6 protein-coding genes and 1 pseudogene are annotated in these 25,069 nt (G+C 71.4%); 1 reads left to right on the top strand and 6 read right to left on the bottom strand.

The features are described from left to right. Positions 1-17 precede the first annotated feature (17 nt). The 4 genes from R2E43_RS07000 to R2E43_RS06985 all read right to left on the bottom strand — a co-directional run bounded on the left by R2E43_RS07000 (position 18) and on the right by R2E43_RS06985 (position 5,621). On the bottom strand, positions 18-839 hold the full coding sequence (locus R2E43_RS07000) for a sensor histidine kinase (RefSeq protein WP_332056026.1): 822 nt from the start codon (positions 837-839) through the stop codon (positions 18-20). 68 nt (positions 840-907) lie between these two features. After that, positions 908-1,960, bottom strand: a complete 1,053-nt coding sequence (locus R2E43_RS06995) for a 2-oxoacid:ferredoxin oxidoreductase subunit beta (protein WP_332056025.1) — start codon at positions 1,958-1,960, stop codon at positions 908-910. Then, positions 1,953-3,845: a 2-oxoacid:acceptor oxidoreductase subunit alpha gene (locus tag R2E43_RS06990; protein ID WP_332056024.1), complete on the bottom strand. Its 1,893-nt coding sequence runs from the start codon at positions 3,843-3,845 to the stop codon at positions 1,953-1,955. Before R2E43_RS06990 ends, R2E43_RS06995 begins: the two co-directional genes overlap by 8 nt. Before the next feature lie 3 nt (positions 3,846-3,848). Next, positions 3,849-5,621 (bottom strand): acetyl/propionyl/methylcrotonyl-CoA carboxylase subunit alpha, encoded by a 1,773-nt coding sequence (locus R2E43_RS06985; protein WP_332056023.1) that lies wholly within the window; start codon positions 5,619-5,621, stop codon positions 3,849-3,851. 308 nt (positions 5,622-5,929) lie between these two features. Between R2E43_RS06985 and R2E43_RS06980 the strand changes: the two genes are divergently transcribed. Further along, complete coding sequence (locus tag R2E43_RS06980) at positions 5,930-7,576, top strand: FAD-binding oxidoreductase (protein ID WP_332056022.1); 1,647 nt, start codon at positions 5,930-5,932, stop codon at positions 7,574-7,576. 93 nt (positions 7,577-7,669) lie between these two features. On the opposite strand, the gene R2E43_RS06975 is transcribed toward R2E43_RS06980, so the two are convergent. Further along, complete coding sequence (locus tag R2E43_RS06975; protein ID WP_456300771.1) at positions 7,670-14,089, bottom strand: thioester reductase domain-containing protein; 6,420 nt, start codon at positions 14,087-14,089, stop codon at positions 7,670-7,672. A 95-nt stretch (positions 14,090-14,184) separates the two neighbouring features. Then, a pseudogene (locus tag R2E43_RS06970) lies at positions 14,185-24,912 on the bottom strand (SDR family NAD(P)-dependent oxidoreductase); the annotation flags it as partial. Between the last annotated feature and the right edge of the window lie 157 nt (positions 24,913-25,069).

Raw genomic sequence — 25,069 nt, 5'->3', positions numbered from 1 at the left:
CGTCCGCGGTGCGGTGCTCACTTCCGGGGGCGCAGTGGGAGATGGACGTCGATGTGCGTGCCGCCGGCGGGGCCGCTCACTATCAGGAGCCGCCCGCCGACGTCCTCGATGCGGTCGGTCATCGAGCGCAGACCCGGTGCCCGGTGGCCGGGAACGAGTACCGCGTCGGCGTCGAACCCGACGCCGTCGTCGACGATGCCGGCGTGTGCCCAGCGGCGGGTGAAGCGCAGGGTCACGGTCACCCGATCGGCGTGTGCGTGGTGGAAGGCGTTGTGCAGGGCCTCGCGTACGGCGAGGAACAGTTCACGGCGGCAGACGTCCGACAGGAGCCGTTCGTCTCCGGTGGTCCTGATGCGGACCTCGGTCCCCGGGGGACGGGTGGTGGCGGCGAACTCCCCCACCGCCTGGGCCAGCGGCGGCAGTACGGTCTGCGCCTGGAGCTCGCCGGTCAGCCTGCGGGCGACGGCCATCGCCTCACGCAGTGAGTGCCGGGCGGCGTCGAGACGGGGGGTCCCGCCGGTCTCGGCGGCGTGCAGCTCGATGTGGTGGGCGGCCGTGGACAGAGCCGTGCCCAGATCGTCGTGGACCTCGCGCGCCAGTCTGCGGCGCTCGGCCCAGACGTGGTCGTCCCGGCCGTCGCGGTCCGTCCGGACGGGGCCGGCCGCTGGGTCACGACCGTCTGCGGGGAGCCCTGGATGTGCCGTGCCGGTGGTCTGCCGGGCGCGGCCGAAGCGGGAGCGGCTGAGCCCGTCCTGCAACGTCTCCGTGAAGCCGTCCCCCACGATGGCTCCCAGCCAGGTCATGCCGTGCTGGGGTGCGGGGGCAGAAGTGGCGCTCAACTGTCCTCCTCGATCTCGAAACAGGTCGGTCCAGGGAACATGGGATTAACAAACCTCCTCGCCGGTTTTCAATGGGAGAAGGTGTCCCCACCGTTGAACAACGTGGCGAGGTCGCCCTTGCCGTCTGTTTCGACGGCGGTGTCGAGCTGTTCGGACATGAGGGTGTCGTAGACGGGGCGTTCGACGCAGCGCAGGACGCCGATGGGGGTGTGGTGCAGGGTGTCGGGGTCGGCGAGGCGGGAGAGTGCGAAGGCCGTGGTGGGGGAGGTGGCGTGGGCGTCGTGGACGAGGATGTCTGCTTCGTTGTCCGCGGTGACGGTGACGATGTCCAGGTCTCCGGTGTGCGGGTTGCGTAGGACGCCCTTGGTGTTGTCGGTGCCGAAGCGGATCGGCTGCCCGTGTTCCAGGCGGATCACTGCTTCTTCGGCCTGCTGTTTGTCCTTGAGGGCGTCGAAGGCGCCGTCGTTGAAGATGTTGCAGTTCTGGTAGATCTCGATCAGGGCGGTGCCGGGGTGTTCGGCGGCCTGGCGCAGGACGTCGGTGAGGTGTTTGCGGTCGGAGTCGACGGTCCGGGCGACGAAGGAGGCCTCCGCGCCGAGGGCGAGGGAGATGGGGTTGAAGGGCGCGTCCAGCGAGCCCATCGGTGTCGACTTGGTGATCTTCCCGACCTCGGAGGTGGGGGAGTACTGGCCTTTGGTGAGGCCGTAGATCCGGTTGTTGAACAGCAGGATCTTGAGGTTGACGTTGCGGCGCAGGGCGTGGATGAGGTGGTTGCCGCCGATGGAGAGGGCGTCGCCGTCCCCGGTGACGACCCAGACCGACAGGTCGCGGCGGGAGGTGGCGAGGCCGGTGGCGATGGCGGGGGCGCGGCCGTGGATGGAGTGCATCCCGTAGGTGTTCATGTAGTACGGGAAGCGGGAGGAGCAGCCGATGCCGGAGACGAAGACGATGTTCTCGCGGGCGAGGCCGAGCTGGGGCATGAAGCCCTGCACGGCGGCGAGGATGGCGTAGTCGCCGCAGCCGGGGCACCAGCGCACTTCCTGGTCGGACTTGAAGTCCTTCATGGACTGCTTGCCCTCGGCCTTGGGGACGAGGGGGAGCAGTGCGCCCGCGTCAGGCATCGATGGCCTCCTTCAGGACCGTGGCGAGCTGTTCCGCCTTGAACGGCATGCCGTTGACCTGGTTGTACGACTGGGTGTCGACCAGGTATTTCGCCCGGATCAGGGTGGCGAGCTGACCGAGGTTCATCTCCGGGACCACCACGTTGTCGTACCGTTCGAGGACCGCGCCGAGGTTGGCCGGGAAGGGGTTGAGGTGGCGCAGGTGGGCCTGGGCGATCTGGCCGCCCTCCTTGCGGATCCGGCGCACGGCGGCGGTGATCGGCCCGTAGGTGGAGCCCCAGCCCAGCACGAGGGTCCGTGCGCCGTCCGGGTCGTCGACGGCCAGGTCGGGGACGGTGATGCCGTCGATCTTGGCCTGGCGGGTGCGGACCATGAAGTCGTGGTTGGCCGGGTCGTAGGAGATGTTCCCGGTGCCGTCCTGTTTCTCGATGCCGCCGATCCGGTGCTCGAGCCCGGGGGTGCCCGGTACCGCCCAGGGGCGGGCCAGGGTGTGCGGGTCGCGCTTGTAGGGCCAGAACACCTCACTGCCGTCGTCCAGGGTGTGGTTGGGGCCCTGCGCGAACTGCACCGTCAGATCCGGCAGTTCGTCCGGCTCGGGGATCCGCCACGGTTCGGAGCCGTTGGCGAGATAGCCGTCGGAGAGCAGGAAGACCGGAGTCCGGTAGGCCAGCGCGATCCGCGCCGCCTCCAGGGCGGCGTCGAAGCAGTCGGCCGCAGTCTGCGGGGCGAGGACCGCAACCGGTGCCTCGCCGTTGCGCCCGAACATCGCCTGCAGCAGGTCGGCCTGCTCCGTCTTGGTCGGCAGACCCGTCGACGGGCCGCCGCGCTGGATGTCCACCACCAGCAGCGGCAACTCCAGACTCACCGCGAGCCCGACCGTCTCGCTCTTGAGCGCCACCCCCGGACCGGAGGTGGTGGTCACCGCCAGCGCACCGCCGAACGCCGCCCCCAGCGCCGCCCCGATCCCCGCGATCTCGTCCTCCGCCTGGAAGGTACGCACCCCGAAGTTCTTGTGCTTCGACAGCTCGTGCAGGATGTCGGACGCCGGAGTGATGGGATACGAGCCCAAAAACAGCGGCAGATCCGCGCGCCGGGACGCGGCGATCAGACCGTAGGCCAGGGCCAGGTTCCCGGAGATGTTGCGGTAGGTGCCGGGCGGGAACGCCGTCGCCGCCGGCGCCACCTCGTAGGAGACCGCGAAATCCTCCGTGGTCTCACCGAAGTTCCAGCCCGCACGGTAGGCCGCGATGTTCGCCGCCGCGATCTCCGGCTTCTTCGCGAACTTCGACCTCAGGAACTTCTCCGTGCCCTCGGTGGGCCGGTGATACATCCACGACAGCAACCCGAGCGCGAACATGTTCTTGCTGCGCTCGGCCTCCTTGCGGCTGAGGTCGAACTCGCCCAGCGCCTGGACGGTCAGCGTGGTCAGCGGCACCGGATGCAGGTGGTAGCCGTCCAGGGAGCCGTCCTCCAGCGGAGAGGTGTCGTAGCCGACCTTCTGCATCGCCCGCCTGGTGAACTCGTCCGTGTTGACGATGATCTCCGCGCCGCGCGGCAGGTCGCCCACGTTCGCCTTCAACGCGGCCGGGTTCATCGCCACCAGCACGTTGGGCGCGTCGCCCGGCGTGAGGATGTCGTGGTCGGCGAAGTGCAGCTGGAACGACGAGACGCCCGGCAGGGTGCCCGCGGGTGCCCGGATCTCGGCCGGGAAGTTCGGCAGCGTCGACAGATCATTGCCGAACGACGCCGTTTCCGAGGTGAAACGGTCACCGGTGAGCTGCATCCCGTCGCCGGAGTCCCCCGCGAACCTGATGATCACCCGGTCCAGCCGGCGGACATCCTTCACGGTCTCGTCGCCGACGGGCATCGTGTCTGCGGTCGTCATCGTTCAGTCCTTGATCTCGCAGATGGCGGCGCCGGAGGTGAGGGAGGCGCCGACCTCGGCGGTGAGGCCCTTGATGGTGCCGGACCTGTGGGCGTTGAGGGGCTGTTCCATCTTCATCGCCTCGAGTACGACGATGAGGTCGCCTTCCTGGACTTCCTGGCCCTCCTCGACGGCGATCTTGACGATCGTGCCCTGCATCGGGGAGGCGAGGGTGTCGCCCGAGGCGGCGGGGCCGGACTTCTTGGCCGCGCGGCGCTTGGGGCGGGCCCCGGCGGCCAGGCCGGTGCGGGCCAGGGACATGCCCAGGCTGGAGGGGAGGGAGACTTCCAGGCGCTTGCCGCCGACCTCGACGACGACCGTCTCCCGGCCCGACTCCTCGTCCGTCTCGGTGTCGGCGGGCGTGGTGAAGGGCTTGATCTCGTTGACGAACTCCGTCTCGATCCACCGGGTGTGGACGGTGAAGGGGTCCGTGGAGCCGGTGAGTTCGGGGGCGAAGGCCGGGTCGCGGACGACCGTGCGGTGGAAGGGGATGGCGGTGGCCATGCCCTCGACGGTGAACTCGTCCAGGGCGCGGGCCGCGCGCTGGAGTGCCTCGGCGCGGGTGCGGCCGGTGACGATCAGTTTGGCGAGGAGGGAGTCCCAGGCGGGGCCGATGACGGAGCCGGACTCGACGCCGGCGTCCAGGCGGACGCCGGGGCCGGTGGGCGCGTCGAAGAGGGTGACGGTGCCGGGGGCGGGCAGGAAGCCGCGGCCGGGGTCCTCGCCGTTGATGCGGAACTCGAAGGAGTGGCCGCGCAGGGCGGGGTCGTCGTAGCCGAGTTCCTCGCCGTCGGCGATGCGGAACATCTCGCGGACCAGGTCGATGCCGGCGACTTCCTCGGTGACCGGGTGCTCGACCTGGAGGCGGGTGTTGACCTCCAGGAAGGAGATCGTGCCGTCCATGCCGACGAGGAACTCCACGGTGCCGGCGCCGACGTAGCCGGCTTCCTTCAGGATGGCCTTGGAGGACGAGTACAGCTGCTCCGTCTGGGCGTCGGAGAGGAAGGGCGCGGGGGCCTCCTCGACGAGCTTTTGGTGGCGGCGCTGGAGGGAGCAGTCGCGGGTGGAGACGACGACCACGTTGCCGTGGGTGTCGGCCAGGCACTGGGTCTCCACGTGGCGGGGCTTGTCGAGGTAGCGCTCGACGAAGCACTCCCCGCGGCCGAAGGCGGCCACGGCCTCGCGGACGGCGGAGTCGTACAGCTCCGGCACCTCTTCGAGGGTGCGGGCGACCTTGAGGCCGCGCCCGCCGCCGCCGAAGGCGGCCTTGATGGCGATGGGCAGGCCGTGCTCCTTGGCGAAGGCGACGACCTCGTCCGCGCCGGAGACGGGGTCGGGGGTGCCGGCGACCAGGGGGGCGCCGGCCCGCTGGGCGATGTGGCGGGCGGCGACCTTGTCGCCCAGGTCGCGGATGGCGTGCGGGGTCGGGCCGATCCAGATCAGCCCGGCGTCCAGGACCGCCTGCGCGAACTCGGCGTTCTCCGAGAGGAATCCGTAGCCGGGGTGGATGGCGTCCGCGCCCGACTCGCGCGCGGCTTTGAGGACCTTGGCGATGTCCAGATAGCTGGTCGCGGGGGTGTCACCACCCAGGGCGAACGCCTCATCAGCGGCACGGACGTGCAACGCGTCCCGGTCCGGATCCGCGTAGACGGCCACGCTCGCGATCCCGGCGTCCCGGCAGGCCCGGGCCACGCGGACAGCGATTTCGCCACGATTGGCGATGAGCACCTTGCGCACGAAGATTCTCCTCACTCACTCGACTACTGATCGGGGCTCGCCGACGGCCAACGGTTGGAATTCACGCCGCCCTGTTCGGAACAGTCATGCGCAGAACGTATCGGCCGGTATTCAGCCGCCCGTCCATCCCGCGGTAATCACCCGCCCCCCGGGCGGAGCAGGACCAGTGCCGGAAGGGGCCGTCCGGTTCGCGGTTGCCCCGGGGTTACCGGCTCGTGAGACATGGCTGGAATGGTCCGGCGTGCGTTGTCGGAACTGGGCACTTCCGCCCACATTTCCTTCTCTCTTGTTCTCACGGAGGTTCGGTCATGACCGAGGTGTCCCGCCGGAAACTCATGAAAGGCGCCGCGGTGTCCGGCGGCGCGCTGGCGCTGCCCGCGCTCGGCGCACCGCCGGCGACGGCCGCGCCCGCCGCAGGCCCCGAGGACCTCCCCGGCCCCGCAGCGGCCGCGGCAGGGCGCCGGCCGGCCCCGGTCCATGTCACGCGCTCCGACCCGCGCTATCAGGGGCTGATATCGGGCTCCAACCAGCGATGGGTCGGCAACCCCGACTACATCCGCGTCGTCAGCTCCGCCGGCCAGGTGGTCCGGGCCGTCCAGGAGGCCGTCGACAAGGGCCTGAAGATCGCGGTCCGCAGCGGCGGTCACTGCGACGAGGACTTCGTCGGCAACCGCGACGTCCGGGTCGTCATCGACATGGCCGGTATGGACTCGGTCACCTACGACCGCGAACGGCGGGCCTTCGCGGTCGGACCGGGCGCTCGGCTGGGCACGGTGTACCGGACCCTGTACACGCGCTGGGGTGTCGTGCTGCCCGGCGGCACCTGTCCGACCGTCGGTGCCGGAGGCCACATCACGGGCGGTGGTTACGGGGCGCTGTCCAGGTCGCGCGGACTGACCGTCGACCATCTGTACGCCGTCGAGGTCGTCCACGTCGACGCGAGGGGCCGGGCGCGCAAGGTGGTCGCCACCCGCGAGGAGGACGACCCCAACCGCGAGCTGTGGTGGGCCCACACCGGCGCCGGGGGCGGCAACTTCGGCGTCATCACCCGCTACTGGCTGCGTTCCCCGGACGCCGTCGGCGACGACCCCTCGACGCTGCTGCCGGCGGCGCCGTCCGAGGTGCTGCTGTCGGACGTCAGCTGGTCCTGGGACGACCTGGACGAGGCGAGCTTCACCCGTCTGCTGCGCAACTTCACCGAGTGGCACGCGCGCAACTCCGCGCCGGACTCGCCCGGCCGCTTCCTGTTCAGCCAGCTCAAGACCATGCACAAGGCGGCCGGTTACTTCCGCATGAGCACGCAGGTCGACGCCGCGGCTCCGGACGCCGACCGGCTGCTCGACGACTACCTGGCCGCCATCAGCGAGGGCACGGGCGTCACCTACCACGTCGGCGACCGTTACCGGGCCCCATGGCTGTACGCGGTCACCGAGTGGTCCGGCTTCGTCGAGGCCTCCGTCCCGCGCTGGAAGTCCAAGTCGGCGTACGTCCGCGAGGTCATGCCCGAGGAGCAGCTGCGGGCGGTGTACCGGCAGCTGACGCGGGACGACTACCCCGGACCGTACGGAATGATCGCCATCGTCGGCTTCGGCGGGAAGATCAACGAGGTGGCTCCGGGCGACACCGCCACCGCACAACGCGACTCGATCGCGAAGATGCTCTACTGCAGCCTGTGGTCCGACCCGGCCGACGACGCGCTGCACCAGCGGTGGATCCGCGAGGCGTACGAGGACGTCTACGCCTCCACCGGCGGCGTGCCCCGTCCGGGCGGCGTCAACGACGGCTGCTACATCAACTACGCCGATGCCGACCTCGCCGACCCGGCCCTCAACCGGTCGGGCATCCCCTGGCACGAGCTGTACTTCAAGGGCAACTACCCCCGGTTGCAGCGGGTCAAGGCGACGTGGGACCCGAGGAACGTCTTCAGCCACCGTCTCGGCATCCGCAAGCCGTAGCCGTAGCCGTAGCCGTAGCCACAGCCACAGCCACAGCCGTGGAAAGAAGCCCCCGCCGGCCTCGGGCCGGCGGGGGCTTTCGCGTGCGGTGGGTCACCCGGCCGCCGGGAAGTGTCCCTCCTCGACGAAGAAGGCCACATACTTCTCGAACAGCTCCCGCGTCAGCACCGGAATCCCGATACCGGTTCCCTCCAGCGCCGCCACCGTCTCAGCGGTGTCGATCGGCGGGTAGAAGCCGTCGGTGTCCGACGTCATCATCTCGAAGGCGTCGAGCAGCGGCAGCAGCGCGTTGTCACCGGACGTCACCACCTGAGTCCAGGTGTCCCAGTCGACCTCGTCCAGCTCGTATCCGAGCGAGCGCAGGAGCTCCACGCACTGGCTGAGCGCCAGCGAGCTCTGGTTGAAGAGGTGGAAGGTACGGCCGACCGTACCGGGCTGCCGGGAGATACCGGTGATCGCGGCGCTCACGTAGTCCACCGGCAGCAGGTGGAAGCGGCCCTCGGTGCCCTTGGGCACACTGCGGGCCTGGATGAGCCCCTTCAGCGTCAGCCAGACGAAGTCACGGGTCTGGCAGGCACCGTTCACCCGGTCGCCGGAGATGACGTCCACCCGGTAGACCGACACGGGCAGACCCCGGTCCCGGGCCACCTCGATGACCTGCTCCGCCACCCACTTGGAGCGCAGATATCCGCTCGGCAGGGACTCGGCGGGCCCGGTCGGATCGGTGACCCTCAGCGGCACGCCGGGCTCCCGCACCCCGTCGAACACGCCGACGGTGGAAACGTAGTGCACCGGAACCGTGCGGTGCCGGGCGGCCAGCCGCAGCACCTCCTCCGTACCCGTGACGTTGGAGGCCTTGAGGGTCTCGTACGGCAGCAGCCAGTGCACCCGCGCGCCGTTGTGGTAGACCACGTCGACGGTACGGGCGAGCGCGTCGAAGCTCTCCTCGTCCAGGCCCAGCCGCGGCTCGGCGAGATCGCCGAGGACGACCGAGACCCGCTCCGGGTCGATGTCGTCCCACACCCGGTACCACTCGGCGTTCGCCTTCAGCCGCTCCATGGCCGCCGTCTCGTCCGCCCCGCGGACCAGGCAGTGCACCCGGGCGGTGGTGGTCCGCATCAGGTCGCGCAGCAGGAACGCGCCGAGGAACCCGCTCGCACCGGTCAACAGGATCTCCTTCGGGTCCGCGGCCGTGGTGATCACCTCGTCGGCCGGCCGGACGTCGTCGGCGAGCCGGACCTCGGCGGCGAAGTCCACGCCCGGCCGGCTCGCGGAACCGTCCGCCGACAGTTCCGCCCGCACCTCGCCGTGCAGGTACTCGGCGAGCGCGACGGGCGTCGGATGGTCGAAGACGAGCGTGGGCGGCAGCCTGAGTCCCGTGCTCGTGCCCAGCTGGTTGCGCAGTTCCACCGAGGTCAGCGAGTCGAAACCGAGCGCGGTGAACGACCGCTGCCGGTCGATGCCGGTGGCGTCGGAGTGCCCGAGGACCACGGCGGCCTGCCCCAGCACGATGCCGAGGACGGCCTCGCGCTGCTCCGCGTCGCCCAGCCCCGCCAGCCGCTCGGCCAGCGACTCGCTGCTCACCTCGGCGTTCTGCGCGGTACGGCGGACCGGGGTGCGGGCCAGCTTGCTGAGCAGCACCGGCACCTGCACCTGCTCGCGCAGCGCGGTCAGGTCCATGGGTGTGGCGACCAGGCCCGCCCGTCCGACGGTCAGCGCGATGTCCAGCAGCGCGGGACCCTGCTCCGACTCGACCGGGCGGAAACCACTGCGTGCGATGCGTTTGAGGTCCGCCTCGTCGAGATGACCGGTCATCCCGCTGGTCTGCGACCACAGTCCCCAGGCCAGCGACGTGGCCGCCAGCCCGCGCGAGCGGCGGTGCTGCGCCAGCGCGTCGAGGAAGTGGTTCGCGGCCGAGTACGTGGACTGGCCGGGCCCGCCGACGACCGCGGCGATCGACGAGAAGAGCACGAACGCCGACAGGTCCATGTCCCGCGTCAACTCGTGCAGGTTCCACGTCGCGTCGACCTTGGGACGCAGCACCGCCGACAGACGCTGCGGGGTCTGCGAGCCGATCAGCCCGTCGTCCAGGACACCGGCGGTGTGCAGGACGCCGGTGAGCGGATACTCCGCCGGGATGTCCGCGAGCACCGCCGCCAGCGCGGCCCGGTCGGCCGCGTCGCAGGCGGCGATCTCGACGCGGGCGCCGAGCGCCGTGAGCTCGGCCTCCAGCTCTGCCGCGCCCTCGGCGTCCCGGCCCCGCCGACTGGTCAGCAGCAGGTTCCGGACGCCGTGCTCCACCACCAGGTGGCGGGCGAACAGGCCGCCCAGGCTGCCGGTGCCGCCCGTGATCAGCACGGTGCCCCGCCGATCCCAGGCACCGGTGGCGGCGCCCGCCGGCGCCTCGGGAACCCGCCCGAGCCGCGGCACGAACACCTGCCCGTCCCGCACCGCCGACTGGGGCTCACCGGACGCCACCACCGCGGGCAGGATCCGAGCCGAAGCCTCCTCGTCGTCGACGTCCACCAGGACGATCCGCCCCGGGTTCTCCGACTGCGCCGAGCGCAGCAGACCCCAGACCGCCGCCGCTCCGAGATCGGTCACGTCCTCGTCGCCCGCCGTGGTGACTCCGCCACGGGTGCGCACGACCAGCCGGGTGCCGGCGAGCCGCTCCTCCGCCAGCCAGTCCTGCACCAGGGCGAGCGCCTCGCGGGTCACGTCGTGTACGTCGGCGACGCGGTCACCCGTGTCACCGGTCTCGGTACCGACCAGGGCGACATCCACGGACTCGCCCGCGGCCACCGCCCGGGCGAGCGACGCCACATCCGGGTAACGCCGCGCCCCGGGCTCGTCGGCGCCGAGCGAGACCCACCGCTCCGTGCCGGCCGAGGGGGCCACCGGGAACGGCGCCCAGTCCACGTGGAACAGCGAGTCCCGGTTGCGGGCCAGCGCGTTGGACACCTCACCGACCGCGATCGCACGGCAGGCGACCGAGGAGACGGAGGCCACGGGGCGCCCGGCCCGGTCGGCCAGCTGGACGTTCAGCGCGCCGTCCGCGTCGGGAGCCAGCCGGACCCGCAGCCGGTCGGCGCCCGTCGCATGCAGGCGTACGTCCTTCCAGTCCGTGGAGATCCAGACCGCGCCCTCCGGGCTGCTGCCGTACCCGGCGAGGCAGGATGCGGCCAGCGCCGTCTCCAGCAGGGCCGGATGCAAGCCGAAACCGCCGATGCCGGTGCGGGAGCCCTCCGGCAGCCTGACGTCGGCGTACACCTCGTCACCCAGCCGCCAGACGTGCTCCAGCCCCCGGTAGACGGGACCGTAGACGTAGCCCTGGACGGCGAGCTTGTCGTACGCCTCGTCGAGCGGCACCTCCTCCGCGCCCGCCGGTGGCCACTGGGCGAGCGAGAACGGGGCGTCAGGGCCGCGGAAGCTCAGCCGCCCCCGGGCGTTGAGCGTCCACGGCACGTCCGCGTTGTCGGGGCGCGAGTAGATCGACAGCTCCCGCAGACCCGACGCGTCCGGCGAGCCCACGCTCACCTGGACGTGCACCCCGCCCTTGCCCGGGAGCACGAGCGGCCCGAGCACGGACAGATCGTTCAGGACCGTGCTGCCCAGCTCGTCACCGGCGCGGATCGCCATCTCCACCAGCGCGGTGGCCGGCACCAGCGTCTGGTCGAGCACGATGTGGTCGGCCAGCCAGGGGTGCGTCCGCAGCGACAGCCGGCTGGTGAACAGCACCTGATCGGCGCCCGCGACGGTGACCGCCGCGCCCAGCATCGGGTGCCCGGCGGACTCGAGACCGAGATCGGAGGCGTCGGCGGCGACCCCGGACGTCTCGACCCAGAAGCGTTCGTGTTGGAAGGCGTAGGTGGGTAGGGGGGTGTGTTTGGCGGGGGTGGTGGTGAAGAGGTTTTTCCAGTTGATGGGGATGCCGCGGTTGTGGAGGCGGCTGATGGCGGTGAGGAGGGTGTGTGTTTCGGGTTGGTTGTGGCGTAGGAGGGGGATGGCGGTGGTGGTGTCGAGGGTTTGCTGGGTGAGGGGGGTGAGGGTGGCGTCGGGGCCGATTTCGGTGTAGGTGGTGACGCCGGCGGTGTGGAGGGTGTGGATGGCTTGGGTGTAGCGGACGGTGTTGCGGAGTTGGTCGGTCCAGTAGGTGGGGGTGCGGAGGTCGTTGTGGGTGGCGAGGTTTCCGGTGAGGGTGGAGACGATGGGGATGGTGGGTTCGTGGTAGGTGAGTTGGGTGGCGGTGTGGTGGAAGTCGTGGAGCATGCCGTCCATGTGGGGGGAGTGGAAGGCGTGGGAGACGGTGAGGGTTTTGGTTTTGCGTCCTTGGGCCTGGAGTTGGGTGGCTATGTGTTGGGCGGCGGTTTGGTTGCCGGAGATGACGAGGCTGGTGGGGCTGTTGATGGCGGCGATGGTGAGGTGGTGTTCGTGTCCGGTGAGGTGGGGGAGTATTTCTTGTTCGGTGGCTTGGAGGGCGATCATGGTGCCGTGGGTGGGGAGGTTTTGCATGAGGCGGGCGCGTGCGGTGACGAGGGTGCAGGCGTCTTGGAGGGTGAGGATGCCGGAGATGTGGGCGGCGGTGAGTTCGCCGATGGAGTGTCCGGCGAGGTAGTCGGGGGTGATGCCCCAGGTTTCGAGGAGTCGGTAGAGGGCGACTTCGGTGGCGAAGAGGGCGGGTTGGGTGTTGCCGGTGTGGTGGAGGTGGTGGCCGGTGGTGATGGTGTGGTGGAGGGGTTGGTCGAGGTGGGGGTCGAGTTGGGCGGTGATGGTGTCGAAGGCGTGGGCGTAGGCGGGGAAGGTGCGGTAGAGGTCCATGCCCATGCCGGTGCGTTGGGCGCCCTGGCCGGTGAAGAGGAACGCGGTCTTCCCGGTTTGCCTGGTGTCCTGGACGACGCCGGTGGGGGTGGTCCGGCCCTCGGCGAGGGCTCGTAGTCCGGTGAGCAGTTCCTCCCGGTCCGACCCCACCACCACCGCACGGTGCTCCAGCGCGGAGCGCTCGGCGGCAAGCGAGTACGCCACGTCCAGCGGATCCTCCGCGGGCCGTTCCTCGACGTGCGACAGCAGCCGCCGCGCCTGGTCACGGAGGGCCGGCGCGGTCCTGGCCGACAGCGCCCACGGCAGTACCGGGAGCGCCGTGACGGCCGTGTCGGCCGCCTCCTCGGGCTCCTCGGCCGGGGGCTCCTCGAGGATCACATGGGCGTTGGTACCGCTGACCCCGAAGGCCGACACACCGGCCCGGCGCGGCGCACCGGTCTCCGGCCAGGGCCGGGCCTCGGTCAGCAACTCGACCGCACCCGCCTCCCAGTCGACCATCGGGGTCGGCTCGTCCACGTTCAGTGTTTTCGGCAGGATCCCGTGGCGCATCGCCATGATCATCTTGATCACGCCGCCGGCCCCGGCCGCCGCCACGGTGTGCCCGATGTTGGACTTCAGCGACCCCAGGTACAGCGGCCGGTCCGCCGGACGCTGCCGGCCGTACGACGCCAGCAGCGCCTGGGCCTCGATCGGGTCGCCGAGCCGGGTGCCGGTGCCGTGCGCCTCCACCACGTCCACGTCGGAGGCGTTGAGCCGGGCGCCTGCCAGCGCCTGGTGGATCACCCGTTCCTGGGAGGGGCCGTTGGGTGCGGTGAGGCCGTTGGAGGCGCCGTCCTGGTTGACCGCCGAGCCGCGGACGACCGCCAGCACCCGGTGGCCGTTGCGGCGGGCGTCGGACAGCTTCTCGACCAGCAGCAGGCCGACACCCTCGGACCACGCGGTGCCGTCGGCGGCAGCGGCGAAGGACTTGATCCTGCCGTCCTCGGCGAGCCCGTTCTGCCGGGAGAAGTCGACGAAGCCGCTCGGGTTGCCGGACACGGTGGAACCGCCCGCCAGCGCCATCGTCGACTCGCCCTTGCGCACCGACTGCACCGCCAGATGCAGCGCGACCAGGGACGAGGAGCACGCCGTGTCCACGGACACGGCCGGACCCTCGAAACCGAAGGTGTACGCGATCCGGCCGGACGCGACACTGCTCAGCTTGCTGGTCATCAGATAGCCCTCGAGCTCCTCCGGGCCCTCCAGGCCGAGGTAGCTCTGCTCCACCACACCGGCGAAGACACCGACCTGGCTGCCCCGCAGCGTGGCCGGATCGATCCCGGCCTGCTCGAAGGTCTCCCAGGCGGTCTCCAGCAGCACCCGCTGCTGCGGGTCCATGGCGAGGGCCTCACGCGGCGAGATCCCGAAGAACCCGGGATCGAACTGCGCGGCGCCGTCGAGGAACCCGCCCTTCCTCGTGTACGACTTCCCGGGCTTGCCGCGTTCCGGATCGTAGATCGCGTCGATGTCCCAGCCGCGGTCGGTGGGCCAGTCGGTGATTCCGTCGGCCTCGTCCATGACCAGTCGCCACAGGTCGTCGGGGGAGGCCACACCGCCCGGGAAGCGGCAGGCCATACCGACGATCGCGACCGGCTCGTCGTTACCGGCCTCCAGCTCCGCGAGCCGCTGCCGTGCCTTCTGCAGGTCGGTCGTCACCCACTTGAGGTATTCGACCATCTTCTGTTCGTTGGACATGCGTAATCAACTTCTCCTGAGAGCCGGGTGGGGGCGGAATTCGGGGTCGGGGGCCATCAGTTCGCCGATCGTCCGAGCTGGTTGTCGATGAAGTCGAAGAGGTCGTCGGCCGACGCGGAATCGAGGCTGCTCACCACATCCGAACTCTCGTCCGGTCCGGCGGCCTCGTTCAGCCGGGACAGGATCGTCTGGAGCCGGACGGAGACCGCGGACCGGGCGCGGCCGTCGCCGGCGAGTGCCGAGAGCGACGCCTCCAGCCGGTCCAGTTCGGACAGCAGCGGCTGCGCGGGGTCGCCGGCCGCCTCGGGTGCCACCTCGCCGAGAAGGTGCTCGGCGAGGGCCTCCGGAGTCGGGTGGTCGAAGACCACCGCGGCGGCGAGCCGTGCCCCGCTCGCGGCGATGAGCCGGTTGCGCAGCTCGACCGCGGTCATCGAGTCGAAGCCCATCTCCTGGAAGGCACGCTCGGCCGGCACGGCGTCCGGCCCCGAGTGCCCCAGCGCGGCGGCGACTTCGGCCCGCACCAGGTCCAGGGCCGCCTGCCGCCGCTCCGGTACGGACAGACCGGCAAGCCGCTGCGCGAACGACTCCGCCGCGACCGTCCCGGACTGGGCGGTGCGCCGGTTCGCCACCCTCACCAGAGCGCCGAAGACCGCCGGGACGCGGCCGTGCGCCCGCATCGCGGACAGGTCGGCCGGCAGGGCCACCACCGTCGCCGCGGAACCGTCCAGCGCGGCGTCGAACAGTGCTGTACCCGCCTCGGGCGAGACCTGACGGAACCCCTCCCGGGTGAACCGCTTGAGGTCGTTGGCGTCCAGGCCCGCGTTGATCCCGTGGCCGAGGTCCCACAATCCCCAGGCGAGCGACTTCGCGGGAAGACCAAGCCGGGTCCGGTGCTCGGCGAGCGCGTCGAGGAAGGCGTTGGCCGCCGCGTAGTTGGACTGGCCGGGCCCGCCGACGACGCCCACGCTCGACGAGAACAGCACGAACGCCGACAGGTCCACGTCCTTCGTCAGCTCGTGCAGATGCCAGGCCGCGTCCGCCTTGGGCCGCAGCACGGCGGCCAGGCTCTCCGGCGTCTGCGCGGAAACCAGGCCGTTGTCCAGGATGCCCGCCGCGTGCACCACGCCGGTGAGCGGGTGGCCGTCCGGCACCGTGGCCAGGGCGGCGGCGAGCGCCTCCCGGTCGGCGACGTCCACGGCCCGTACGGTGACTCGGGCCCCGAGCGCGGCGAGGTCGGCCATCAGCTCGCCGGCCCCCGGCGCGTCCTCGCCCCGCCGGCTGAGCAGCAGCAGGTGGCGTACGCCGTGCCGGGCGACCAGATGCCGGGCGAACAGACTGCCGAGTGCGCCCGTACCGCCGGTGACGACCACGGTGCCCTCCGGGTCCCAGACCGGTTCGGCCGGGGAGCCGTCGGACGCCCTTGCCGGCAGCCGACGCAGTCTCGGCAGCAGGGTCTCGCCGCCACGCAGCGCCGCCTGGGGTTCGCCCGACGCGACGAGCGCGGACAGCGGGGCAGACGACACCGACGGCTCCGTGCCCTCGTCGGCGTGGTCCAGGTCGACGAGCACGATCCGGTCGGGGGCCTCCGCCTGCGCCGAGCGCAGCAGCCCCCAGACGGTCGCCGCACCGACGTCCGGCGCGTCTTGCTCCCCACCGGCGTGCACCGCCCCTCGTGTCGCCACCACGAGCCGGGTGGTGGCGAGCCGGTCGTCGGCCAGCCAGTCCTGTACGAGGTTCAGCGCACCGCGCGCAGCCGCGTGCGCGGCCGTCGGCGCACCGCCGGTCCCCTCGGGCGTGATCCGTGCCAGCACCGCGTCCACCGGGGCATCGGTCCCGGCTGCCTCCGCCGCCTTGCCGACGGCCGCCACGTCCTCGAACGCCATGATGCCGTCGGCCGGTCCGTCGAACCGGACGCCGTCACCAAGGACGCCCCAGCGCACCGGGGAAGCGGGCTCCGGAAGCGCGGTCCGGTCCCAGTCGACCCGGAACAGCGGCCGGCTGCCCTCGGAGTCCACCGCGAACTCGGCGTCCGGAACATTCCGGAAGGTCAGCCTCTCGACCGTGGCGACCGGCTGCCCTTCGGCATCGGACAGCAGCACGCTGACGCCGTGCTCGTCCGGGGCGCCGACCCGGACCTGTACGGCGGTGGCACCCGACGCGTGCAGCCGCACGCCCCGCCAGTGGGCCGGTACCGGCGTGGTGCCGGCCTCCCCGGTCCCCGCGGCCGCCATGACCGCCGCCTCCAGCAGGGCCGGATGCAGCTCGTAGCGGGCGGCGTCCGGCAGCAGTTCCTCGGCCAGCCGCACGTCGGTCGCATCCGCGTCCGACGACGGACCGGGAAGCGGCGCACCGCCGTCCGCGGACTCGAAGGCACCATGGGCGTGCACCTTCCAAGGAGCGTCCGCGTCGTCCACCCTGCTGTGCACGGTGAACGGCCGCCGTCCGGCCTCGTCCGCCGGCCCCACGCCCAACTGGAGCTGCATGAAGCCCTGTTCGGGCAGAACGACTGGCGTGCGCAGGTCCAGCTCCGCGAGCCCGCCCGGGACCCCCAGCTCGTCGCCCGCCCGGAGGGCCAGCTCCACCAGGGCGGACACGGGCAGTACGGGCGCGTCGAACACCGCCTGCTCGGCCAGCCACGGATGACCGTGCGCCGACAGCCGGCTGGTGAACAGCACCTGATCGGCGCCGGCCACGGTGACCGCGGCGCCCAGCAGCGGATGGCCCGTCGGGCTGAGCGCGTGGCCCGCGTCGCCGGACCGCGCCGAGCCCTTCAGCCAGAAGCGTTCGTGTTGGAAGGCGTAGGTGGGTAGGGGGGTGTGTTTGGCGGGGGTGGTGGTGAAGAGGTTTTTCCAGTTGATGGGGATGCCGCGGTTGTGGAGGCGGCTGATGGCGGTGAGGAGGGTGTGTGTTTCGGGTTGGTTGTGGCGTAGGAGGGGGATGGCGGTGGTGGTGTCGAGGGTTTGCTGGGTGAGGGGGGTGAGGGTGGCGTCGGGGCCGATTTCGGTGTAGGTGGTGACGCCGGCGGTGTGGAGGGTGTGGATGGCTTGGGTGTAGCGGACGGTGTTGCGGAGTTGGTCGGTCCAGTAGGTGGGGGTGCGGAGGTCGTTGTGGGTGGCGAGGTTTCCGGTGAGGGTGGAGACGATGGGGATGGTGGGTTCGTGGTAGGTGAGTTGGGTGGCGGTGTGGTGGAAGTCGTGGAGCATGCCGTCCATGTGGGGGGAGTGGAAGGCGTGGGAGACGGTGAGGGTTTTGGTTTTGCGTCCTTGGGCCTGGAGTTGGGTGGCTATGTGTTGGGCGGCGGTTTGGTTGCCGGAGATGACGAGGCTGGTGGGGCTGTTGATGGCGGCGATGGTGAGGTGGTGTTCGTGTCCGGTGAGGTGGGGGAGTATTTCTTGTTCGGTGGCTTGGAGGGCGATCATGGTGCCGTGGGTGGGGAGGTTTTGCATGAGGCGGGCGCGTGCGGTGACGAGGGTGCAGGCGTCTTGGAGGGTGAGGATGCCGGAGATGTGGGCGGCGGTGAGTTCGCCGATGGAGTGTCCGGCGAGGTAGTCGGGGGTGATGCCCCAGGTTTCGAGGAGTCGGTAGAGGGCGACTTCGGTGGCGAAGAGGGCGGGTTGGGTGTTGCCGGTGTGGTGGAGGTGGTGGCCGGTGGTGATGGTGTGGTGGAGGGGTTGGTCGAGGTGGGGGTCGAGTTGGGCGGTGATGGTGTCGAAGGCGTGGGCGTAGGCGGGGAAGGTGTGGTAGAGGTCCATGCCCATGCCGGTGCGTTGGGCGCCCTGGCCGGTGAAGAGGAACGCGGTCTTCCCCGTTTGCCTGGTGTCCCGCACCGCTGTCTGCTTCGTAGCACCGGAAGCCAGCGTCCGCAGCCCGGCCAGCAGTTCCTCGCGGTCCGCGCCGACGACCGTCGCCCGGTGGTCGAACTGCGACCGGCTGACCGCCAGCGAGAGCCCGATGTCCGCCGGAGCCGCCTCGGGGCGTGACTCGACGAACGACAGCAGCCGCTGCGCCTGTCCGGTCACGGCCTCCGGGGTCCGGCCCGACAGCACCCACGGGACGGCCGGCAGCGGGGCGGCGGACACCGGCTCCGGCTGCTCGGGCCGACCGGTCGGCTCCGTCGGCTCCGGCTGCTCGGCTTGCTCGATCACCACGTGGGCGTTGGTGCCGCTGATGCCGAAGGACGAGACGGCGGCGCGGCGCGGACGGCCGTACGTCTCCCACTCCCGGGCCTCGGTGAGCAGTTCGACCGCGCCCGTCTCCCAGTCGACGTGCGGGGACGGCGCGTCGACGTGCAGGGTCCTGGGCAGCACCTCGTGGCGCATCGCCTCGATCATCTTGATGACGCTGCCGACTCCGGCGGCGGCCTGGCTGTGTCCGATGTTGGACTTGAGTGAGCCGAGGTACAGGGGGCGTCCGTCGGGCCGTTCCCGGCCGTACGTCGCCAGCAGTGCCTGGGCCTCGATGGGGTCGCCGAGGGTGGTGCCGGTGCCGTGTGCCTCGACGGCGTCGACGTCGGCGGGGGTCAGGTCCGCGTTGGCCAGGGCCTGGCGGATGACCCGTTCCTGGGAGGGGCCGTTGGGTGCGGTGAGGCCGTTGGAGGCGCCGTCCTGGTTGACGGCGGAACCGCGGACGACGGCCAGTACCTGGTGGCCGTTGCGGCGGGCGTCGGAGAGCCGCTCGACGAGCAGCAGGCCGACGCCCTCGCTCCAGCCGGTGCCGTCCGCGGCGGCCGCGAATGGCTTGCAGCGGCCGTCCGGCGACAGGCCCCGCTGCCGCGAGAACTCCACGTAGGAGGTCGGGCTCGACATGACGGTGACCCCGCCCGCGAGCGCGAGGTCGCACTCACCGGAACGCAGCGCGTTCGCCGCCATGTGCAGGGCGACCAGCGACGAGGAGCACGCCGTGTCGACGGTGACCGCCGGTCCCTCCAGGCCCAGGTTGTACGAGACCCGGCCCGAAGCCACACTGCCGGCGTTGCCGCTGGCGAGATAGCCCTCCAGGTCCTCGGGGACCGTGTCCAGCTGGGAGCCGTAGTCGTGGTACATCACGCCGGTGAACACACCGGTGCGGCTGCCGCGCAGCGACGCGGGGACGATGCCCGCGTTCTCGACCGTCTCCCAGGCGGTCTCCAGCAGCAGCCGCTGCTGCGGATCGGTGGCGAGCGCCTCGCGCGGCGACATGCCGAAGAACTCCGGGTCGAACAGGTCGGCGTCGTGCAGGAAACCGCCGCCCCGGGCATACGTCGTCCCCACGTGCTCAGGGTCAGGGTGGTACAGGTTCTCCAGGTCCCAGCCCCGGTTGACGGGGAACTCGGTGACGGCGTCCACACCGTCCGCCACCAGCCGCCACAGCTCCTCCGGCGAGGACACCCCGCCCGGGTAGCGGCAGGCCATGCCGACGATCGCGACCGGCTCCAGGGACGCCGAGCCGGCGGCCACCACGGCCGGCCCGCTCGACTCCTGCTCGCCGAACAGCTCCGCCGAGAGGTGGGCGGCGAGAGCGGCGGGGGAGGGGTGGTCGAAGACGAGGGTGGTGGGCAGGCGCAGTCCGCTCGCGGTGCTCAGCTGGTTGCGGAGTTCGACGGCTGTCAGTGAGTCGAAGCCCAGCTCCTGGAAGGCCCGGCCGGACTCGATCGCGCCGGGGTCAGAGTGCCCGAGCACCGCCGCGACCTGGACGCGCACGAGATCCGTGAGTGCCCGCTCGCGCTCGGCCGCGGACAGCGGAGCCAGCCGCTGCTCCAGCGACGAACCGCCGTCGGCCTGCGCGGCGGCCGCCCGGCGCGGGGCGGCCGGGAGGAGGCCGCGGAAGAGGACGTGCGGGCCGTCGCTCTGCTTGCGCAGTGTTCCGAGGTCCAGCCGGGTGGCCGCGAGGACCGCTTCGCCGGTGGCCGGGGCCGCGTCGAACAGGTCCATCGCGTCGGCGGACGACAGCGGCAGCAGCCCGGTGCGCTCCATGCGCTTCAGGTCGGTCTGGTCGAGTTGTCCGCTGATGGTGCTGGCCTGGGCCCACAGGCCCCAGGCGAGGGAGACGGCGGGCAGTCCGAGTGCCCTGCGGTGCTGGGCGAGGGCGTCCAGGAAGGTGTTTCCGGCGGCGTAGTTGGCCTGGCCGGCGTTGCCGATGAGGCCGGCGACGGAGGAGTAGAGGACGAATGCCTCCAGGTCGTGGTCCTTGGTCAGTTCGTGCAGGTTCCACGCCGCGTCGACCTTCGGACGCAGCACATCGGCGAGCCGCTCCTCGGTGAGCGAGGAGAGCAGACCGTCGTCGAGGACGCCGGCGGTGTGGACGACGGCGGTGAGGGGGTGTTCGGCGGGGATGTCGTCGAGTACGGAGGTGAGGGCGTGGCGGTCGGCGGCGTCGCAGGCGGTGATGGTGACGGTGGCGCCGAGGGCGGTGAGTTCTTGCTGGAGTTCTTGTGCGCCGGGGGCGTTGGTGCCGCGTCGGCTGAGGAGGAGAAGGTGGCGGGTGCCGTGCTGGGTGACGAGGTGGCGGGCGAGGACGGTGCCGAGGGCGCCGGTGGCGCCGGTGATGAGGACGGTGCCGCGGTCCCAGCGGGGCCGGTCGGTGGGCTGGTCGGTGGGCTGGTCGGTGGTGCGGGCCAGGCGAGGGACGAGGAAGGTGTTGTCGCGCAGGGCTAGTTGGGGCTCACGGCTGGTGACCGCGGTGGCGGTGGTGGGGATGGTGTCGGTGTCGGTGTCGAGGAGGGCGATGCGGCCGGGGTTCTCGGTCTGGGCGACGCGGAGCAGGCCCCAGAGGCCGGCTTGTACGGGATCGGTGTGCTGTCCTTCGCGGGTGGCGAGGGCGCCCCGGGTGACGACGACGAGGGTGGTGTCGGTGGTGCGGTCGTCGGCCAGCCAGGACTGCGTGGTGCTGAGGGCGTCGCGCAGTGCGGCATGGGCCGCTTCCGGCACGTCACCGTCCGGGACCGGGGGAGCGTACAGGACGGTGTCCGGGACGGAATCGGCGTTCGCCACGGCGCCGAGGTCGGCGTGCCTGCTCGCTCCGTCGACCGTCAGGTCGCCGACGACGGCCCAGCCGGTGGTGTCGGTGGTGTCGGTGGGGGTGTCGGTGGTGGGCAGTGTGTTCCAGGCGATGCGGAAGAGTCCGTCGCGGGCGGTGGAGGCGGCTTGGCGCAGTGCGTCCTTGGACAGGGGGCGCAGCAGCAGGGATTCGACGGAGGCGACCGGGGCGCCGGTTGCGTCCGCCACCGTCAAGGCCGCGACGTCGGCCCCGGTGAGTGTCAGCCGCACGCGCAGTACGGAGGCGCCCGTGGCGTGGATGGTGACGCCGGACCAGGCGAAGGGCAGCAGTGCCGCGCGGTCCTGGTCGGCGACGCCGGGCAGCAGGGGGTGCAGCGCGGCGTCGAGCAGGGCCGGGTGCAGGACGTAGCGTCCCGCGTCGGCGCGCTGCTCCTCGGGCAGGGCGACCTCGGCGTAGATCTCGCCGTCGCCGCGCCATACCCGCCGCAGACCCTGGAAAGCCGGACCGTACGCGTACTCCTGGGCCGCCAGTCGGTCGTAGACGCCGTCGAGCGGCACCTCACTCGCACCCGTCGGAGGCCAGACCGGCAGACCGTCCGCCGCCGTGCCGGTTCCGGTGGCGGGCGCCAGCACGCCCTTGGCGAGCGCGGTCCACGGGCGGGCCTTGGCAACGGCGCCGGGTGTCTCGTCGCCGCCGTCGGGACGCGCGTACACGTAGACCACCCGGCGGCCCGCGCCGTCGGCCTCGCCGACCGCGAGCTGTATCCGCACGCCGTCCCGCTCCGGCAGGACCAGCGGAGCCGAGAGCGTCAACTCCTCGACCCGCGGGCAGCCCAACCGCTCACCGGCCAGCGCGGCCAGTTCCACGAAGCCCGTACCCGGCAGCAAAGTGGTGCCGGCCACGGTGTGGTCGGCCAGCCAGGGATGTGTGCGGAGGGACAGCCGACTGGTGAAGAGGGTCTGCTCGCCGTCGGCCAGATCGAGCGTGGCACCGAGGATCGGGTGGTCCGTCGGGGTCAGCCCGAGGCCGGCGGCGTCGGCGGCGGCCTCCGTGACGTCTAGCCAGTACCGGTCGCGCTGGAAGGCGTACGTCGGCAGGTCCACGGACACGGACTGGCCGGGCCGGCCGCCGAAGAACGCTTCCCAGTCGACGCGTCGGCCGCGTGCGTGCAACTCGCCGACCGCCGCGAGGACCTGCTGCGGCTCGGGGCGGCCGGCGCGCAGGGTGGCGATGGCCGCCACGCCGTCGGAGTCCTCGACCGTGCTCGCGGTGAGGGGGGTGAGGGTGGCGTCGGGGCCGATTTCGGTGTAGGTGGTGACGCCGGCGGTGTGGAGGGTGTGGATGGCTTGGGTGTAGCGGACGGTGTTGCGGAGTTGGTCGGTCCAGTAGGTGGGGGTGCGGAGGTCGTTGTGGGTGGCGAGGTTTCCGGTGAGGGTGGAGACGATGGGGATGGTGGGTTCGTGGTAGGTGAGTTGGGTGGCGGTGTGGTGGAAGTCGTGGAGCATGCCGTCCATGTGGGGGGAGTGGAAGGCGTGGGAGACGGTGAGGGTTTTGGTTTTGCGTCCTTGGGCCTGGAGTTGGGTGGCTATGTGTTGGGCGGCGGTTTGGTTGCCGGAGATGACGAGGCTGGTGGGGCTGTTGATGGCGGCGATGGTGAGGTGGTGTTCGTGTCCGGTGAGGTGGGGGAGTATTTCTTGTTCGGTGGCTTGGAGGGCGATCATGGTGCCGTGGGTGGGGAGGTTTTGCATGAGGCGGGCGCGTGCGGTGACGAGGGTGCAGGCGTCTTGGAGGGTGAGGATGCCGGAGATGTGGGCGGCGGTGAGTTCGCCGATGGAGTGTCCGGCGAGGTAGTCGGGGGTGATGCCCCAGGTTTCGAGGAGTCGGTAGAGGGCGACTTCGGTGGCGAAGAGGGCGGGTTGGGTGTTGCCGGTGTGGTGGAGGTGGTGGCCGGTGGTGATGGTGTGGTGGAGGGGTTGGTCGAGGTGGGGGTCGAGTTGGGCGGTGATGGTGTCGAAGGCGTGGGCGTAGGCGGGGAAGGTGTGGTAGAGGTCCATGCCCATGCCGGTGCGTTGGGCGCCCTGGCCGGTGAAGAGGAACGCGGTTTTGCCGGTTTGTCTGGTGTCCTGGACGACGCCGGTGGGGGTGGTCCGGCCCTCGGCGAGGGCTCGTAGTCCGGTGAGCAGTTCCTCCCGGTCCGACCCCACCACCACCGCACGGTGGTCGAACACCGACCGGTCGCGGACCAGTGACCGGGCGACATGGGCGGGCTCGACGTCTTCGTGCTCCGTCGCGTACGACAGCAGCCTGCGCGCCTGACCGGCCACGGCCTCCCGGGTGCGCCCGGACAGCACCCACGGCAGCACCGGCGGCGCCGAGACGTCCGCCTGCGCCGGAGCCTCGGACGTGGGCTCGTCCCTGTCCCGCGCATCCTCGTCCGTCGGCTCCACGGCCTGCTCGATGACCACGTGCGCGTTGGTGCCGCCGAAGCCGAACGACGACACTCCGGCCCGGCGCGGCGCGCCGGTCTCCGGCCAGGGCCGGGCCTCGGTCAGCAATTCGACCGCGCCCGCCTCCCAGTCGACCCGGCTCGAACGCTCCTCGGAGTGCAGGGTCGCGGGCAGCACACCGTGCTGGATCGCCTGCACCATCTTGATGATCCCGCCGACTCCGGCGGCGGCCTGGCTGTGTCCGATGTTGGACTTGAGTGAGCCGAGGTACAGGGGCCGGCCCTCCGCCCGGTCCTGGCCGTACGTCGCCAGCAGTGCCTGGGCCTCGATGGGGTCGCCGAGGGTGGTGCCGGTGCCGTGTGCCTCGACGGCGTCGACGTCGGCGGGGGTCAGGTCCGCGTTGGCCAGGGCCTGGCGGATGACCCGTTCCTGGGAGGGGCCGTTGGGTGCGGTGAGGCCGTTGGAGGCGCCGTCCTGGTTGACGGCGGAGCCGCGGACGACAGCCAGTACCCGGTGGCCGTTGCGGCGGGCGTCGGACAGCCGCTCGACGAGCAGCAGCCCGACCCCCTCCGCCCAGCCGGTGCCGTCCGCGTGCTCGGAGAAGGACTTGCAGCGACCGTCCGGAGCCAGTCCGCGCAGCCTGGAGAACTCGACGAAGGCGGTCGGCGTGGACATCACGGCCGCGCCGCCCGCGAGCGCGAGGTCGCACTCACCGGAACGCAGCGCACCCGCCGCCATGTGCAGCGCCACCAGCGACGACGAGCACGCCGTGTCCACCGTCACCGTCGGGCCCTCCAGCCCGAAGGTGTACGCCAGCCGGCCCGAGGCGATGCTGCCCGCGCTGCCGCTGAACAGATAGCCCTCGTTCCCCTCGGCGGGGAGGTTCGGGCGGGAGCCGTAGTCGTTGTACATCAAGCCCGTGAAGACGCCGGTGCGGCTGCCGCGCAACGACTCCGGATCGAGGCCCGCCCGCTCGAACGCCTCCCAGGTGGTCTCCAGCAGCAGCCGCTGCTGCGGGTCCACGGCGAGTGCCTCGCGCGGCGACATCCCGAAGAACTCCGGGTCGAACTCGTCGGCCTGGTGGAGGAAGCCGCCCTCGGTCGTGTACGAGGTGCCCGCGGCGTCCGGGTCCGGGTCGTACAGCCGCTCCAGGTCCCACCCGCGGTTGACGGGGAAGCCGCCGACCGCGTCCACGCCGTCGTCGACCAGCCGCCACAGGTCCTCCGGCGTGGCGACGCCCCCGGGGTAGCGGCAGGCCATGCCGACGATCGCAATGGGCTCGTGGGCCTTGTCCTCGGCTTCTCGCAGGCGCTTGCGCGCGTCGCGCGCATCGGCGATCGCCCGCTTGAGGTACTCGCGGAGTTCTTGCTCGTTGGCCACGTGATTTCAGCTCCCCGACGTGATGTGGCTCGTGGGTGATGGTTGGTTGGCGGTGCGGCCGGCGGGGCGGGGGCGCGGCGCGTGCCGCGTCCCCGTGCTGCCCGCCGGCCGGCGGAACCGCGTGTCGCTGTCCGGTGCC

Origin of the sequence: Streptomyces violaceoruber (genome assembly GCF_033406955.1) — a bacterium.
Classification (GTDB): Bacteria; Actinomycetota; Actinomycetes; order Streptomycetales; family Streptomycetaceae; genus Streptomyces; species Streptomyces violaceoruber.
The sequence above is the reverse complement of the archived record's forward strand: the minus strand, read 5'-3'. Positions and strand labels throughout refer to the sequence as shown.

Excerpts from the sequence above, each read along its gene's own strand:
- R2E43_RS06990 (WP_332056024.1), bottom strand. The coding sequence starts at position 3,845 with ATGACGACCGCAGACACGATGCCCGTCGGCGACGAGACCGTGAAGGAT.
- R2E43_RS06980 (WP_332056022.1), top strand. The coding sequence starts at position 5,930 with ATGACCGAGGTGTCCCGCCGGAAACTCATGAAAGGCGCCGCGGTGTCC.
- R2E43_RS06995 (WP_332056025.1), bottom strand. The coding sequence starts at position 1,960 with ATGCCTGACGCGGGCGCACTGCTCCCCCTCGTCCCCAAGGCCGAGGGC.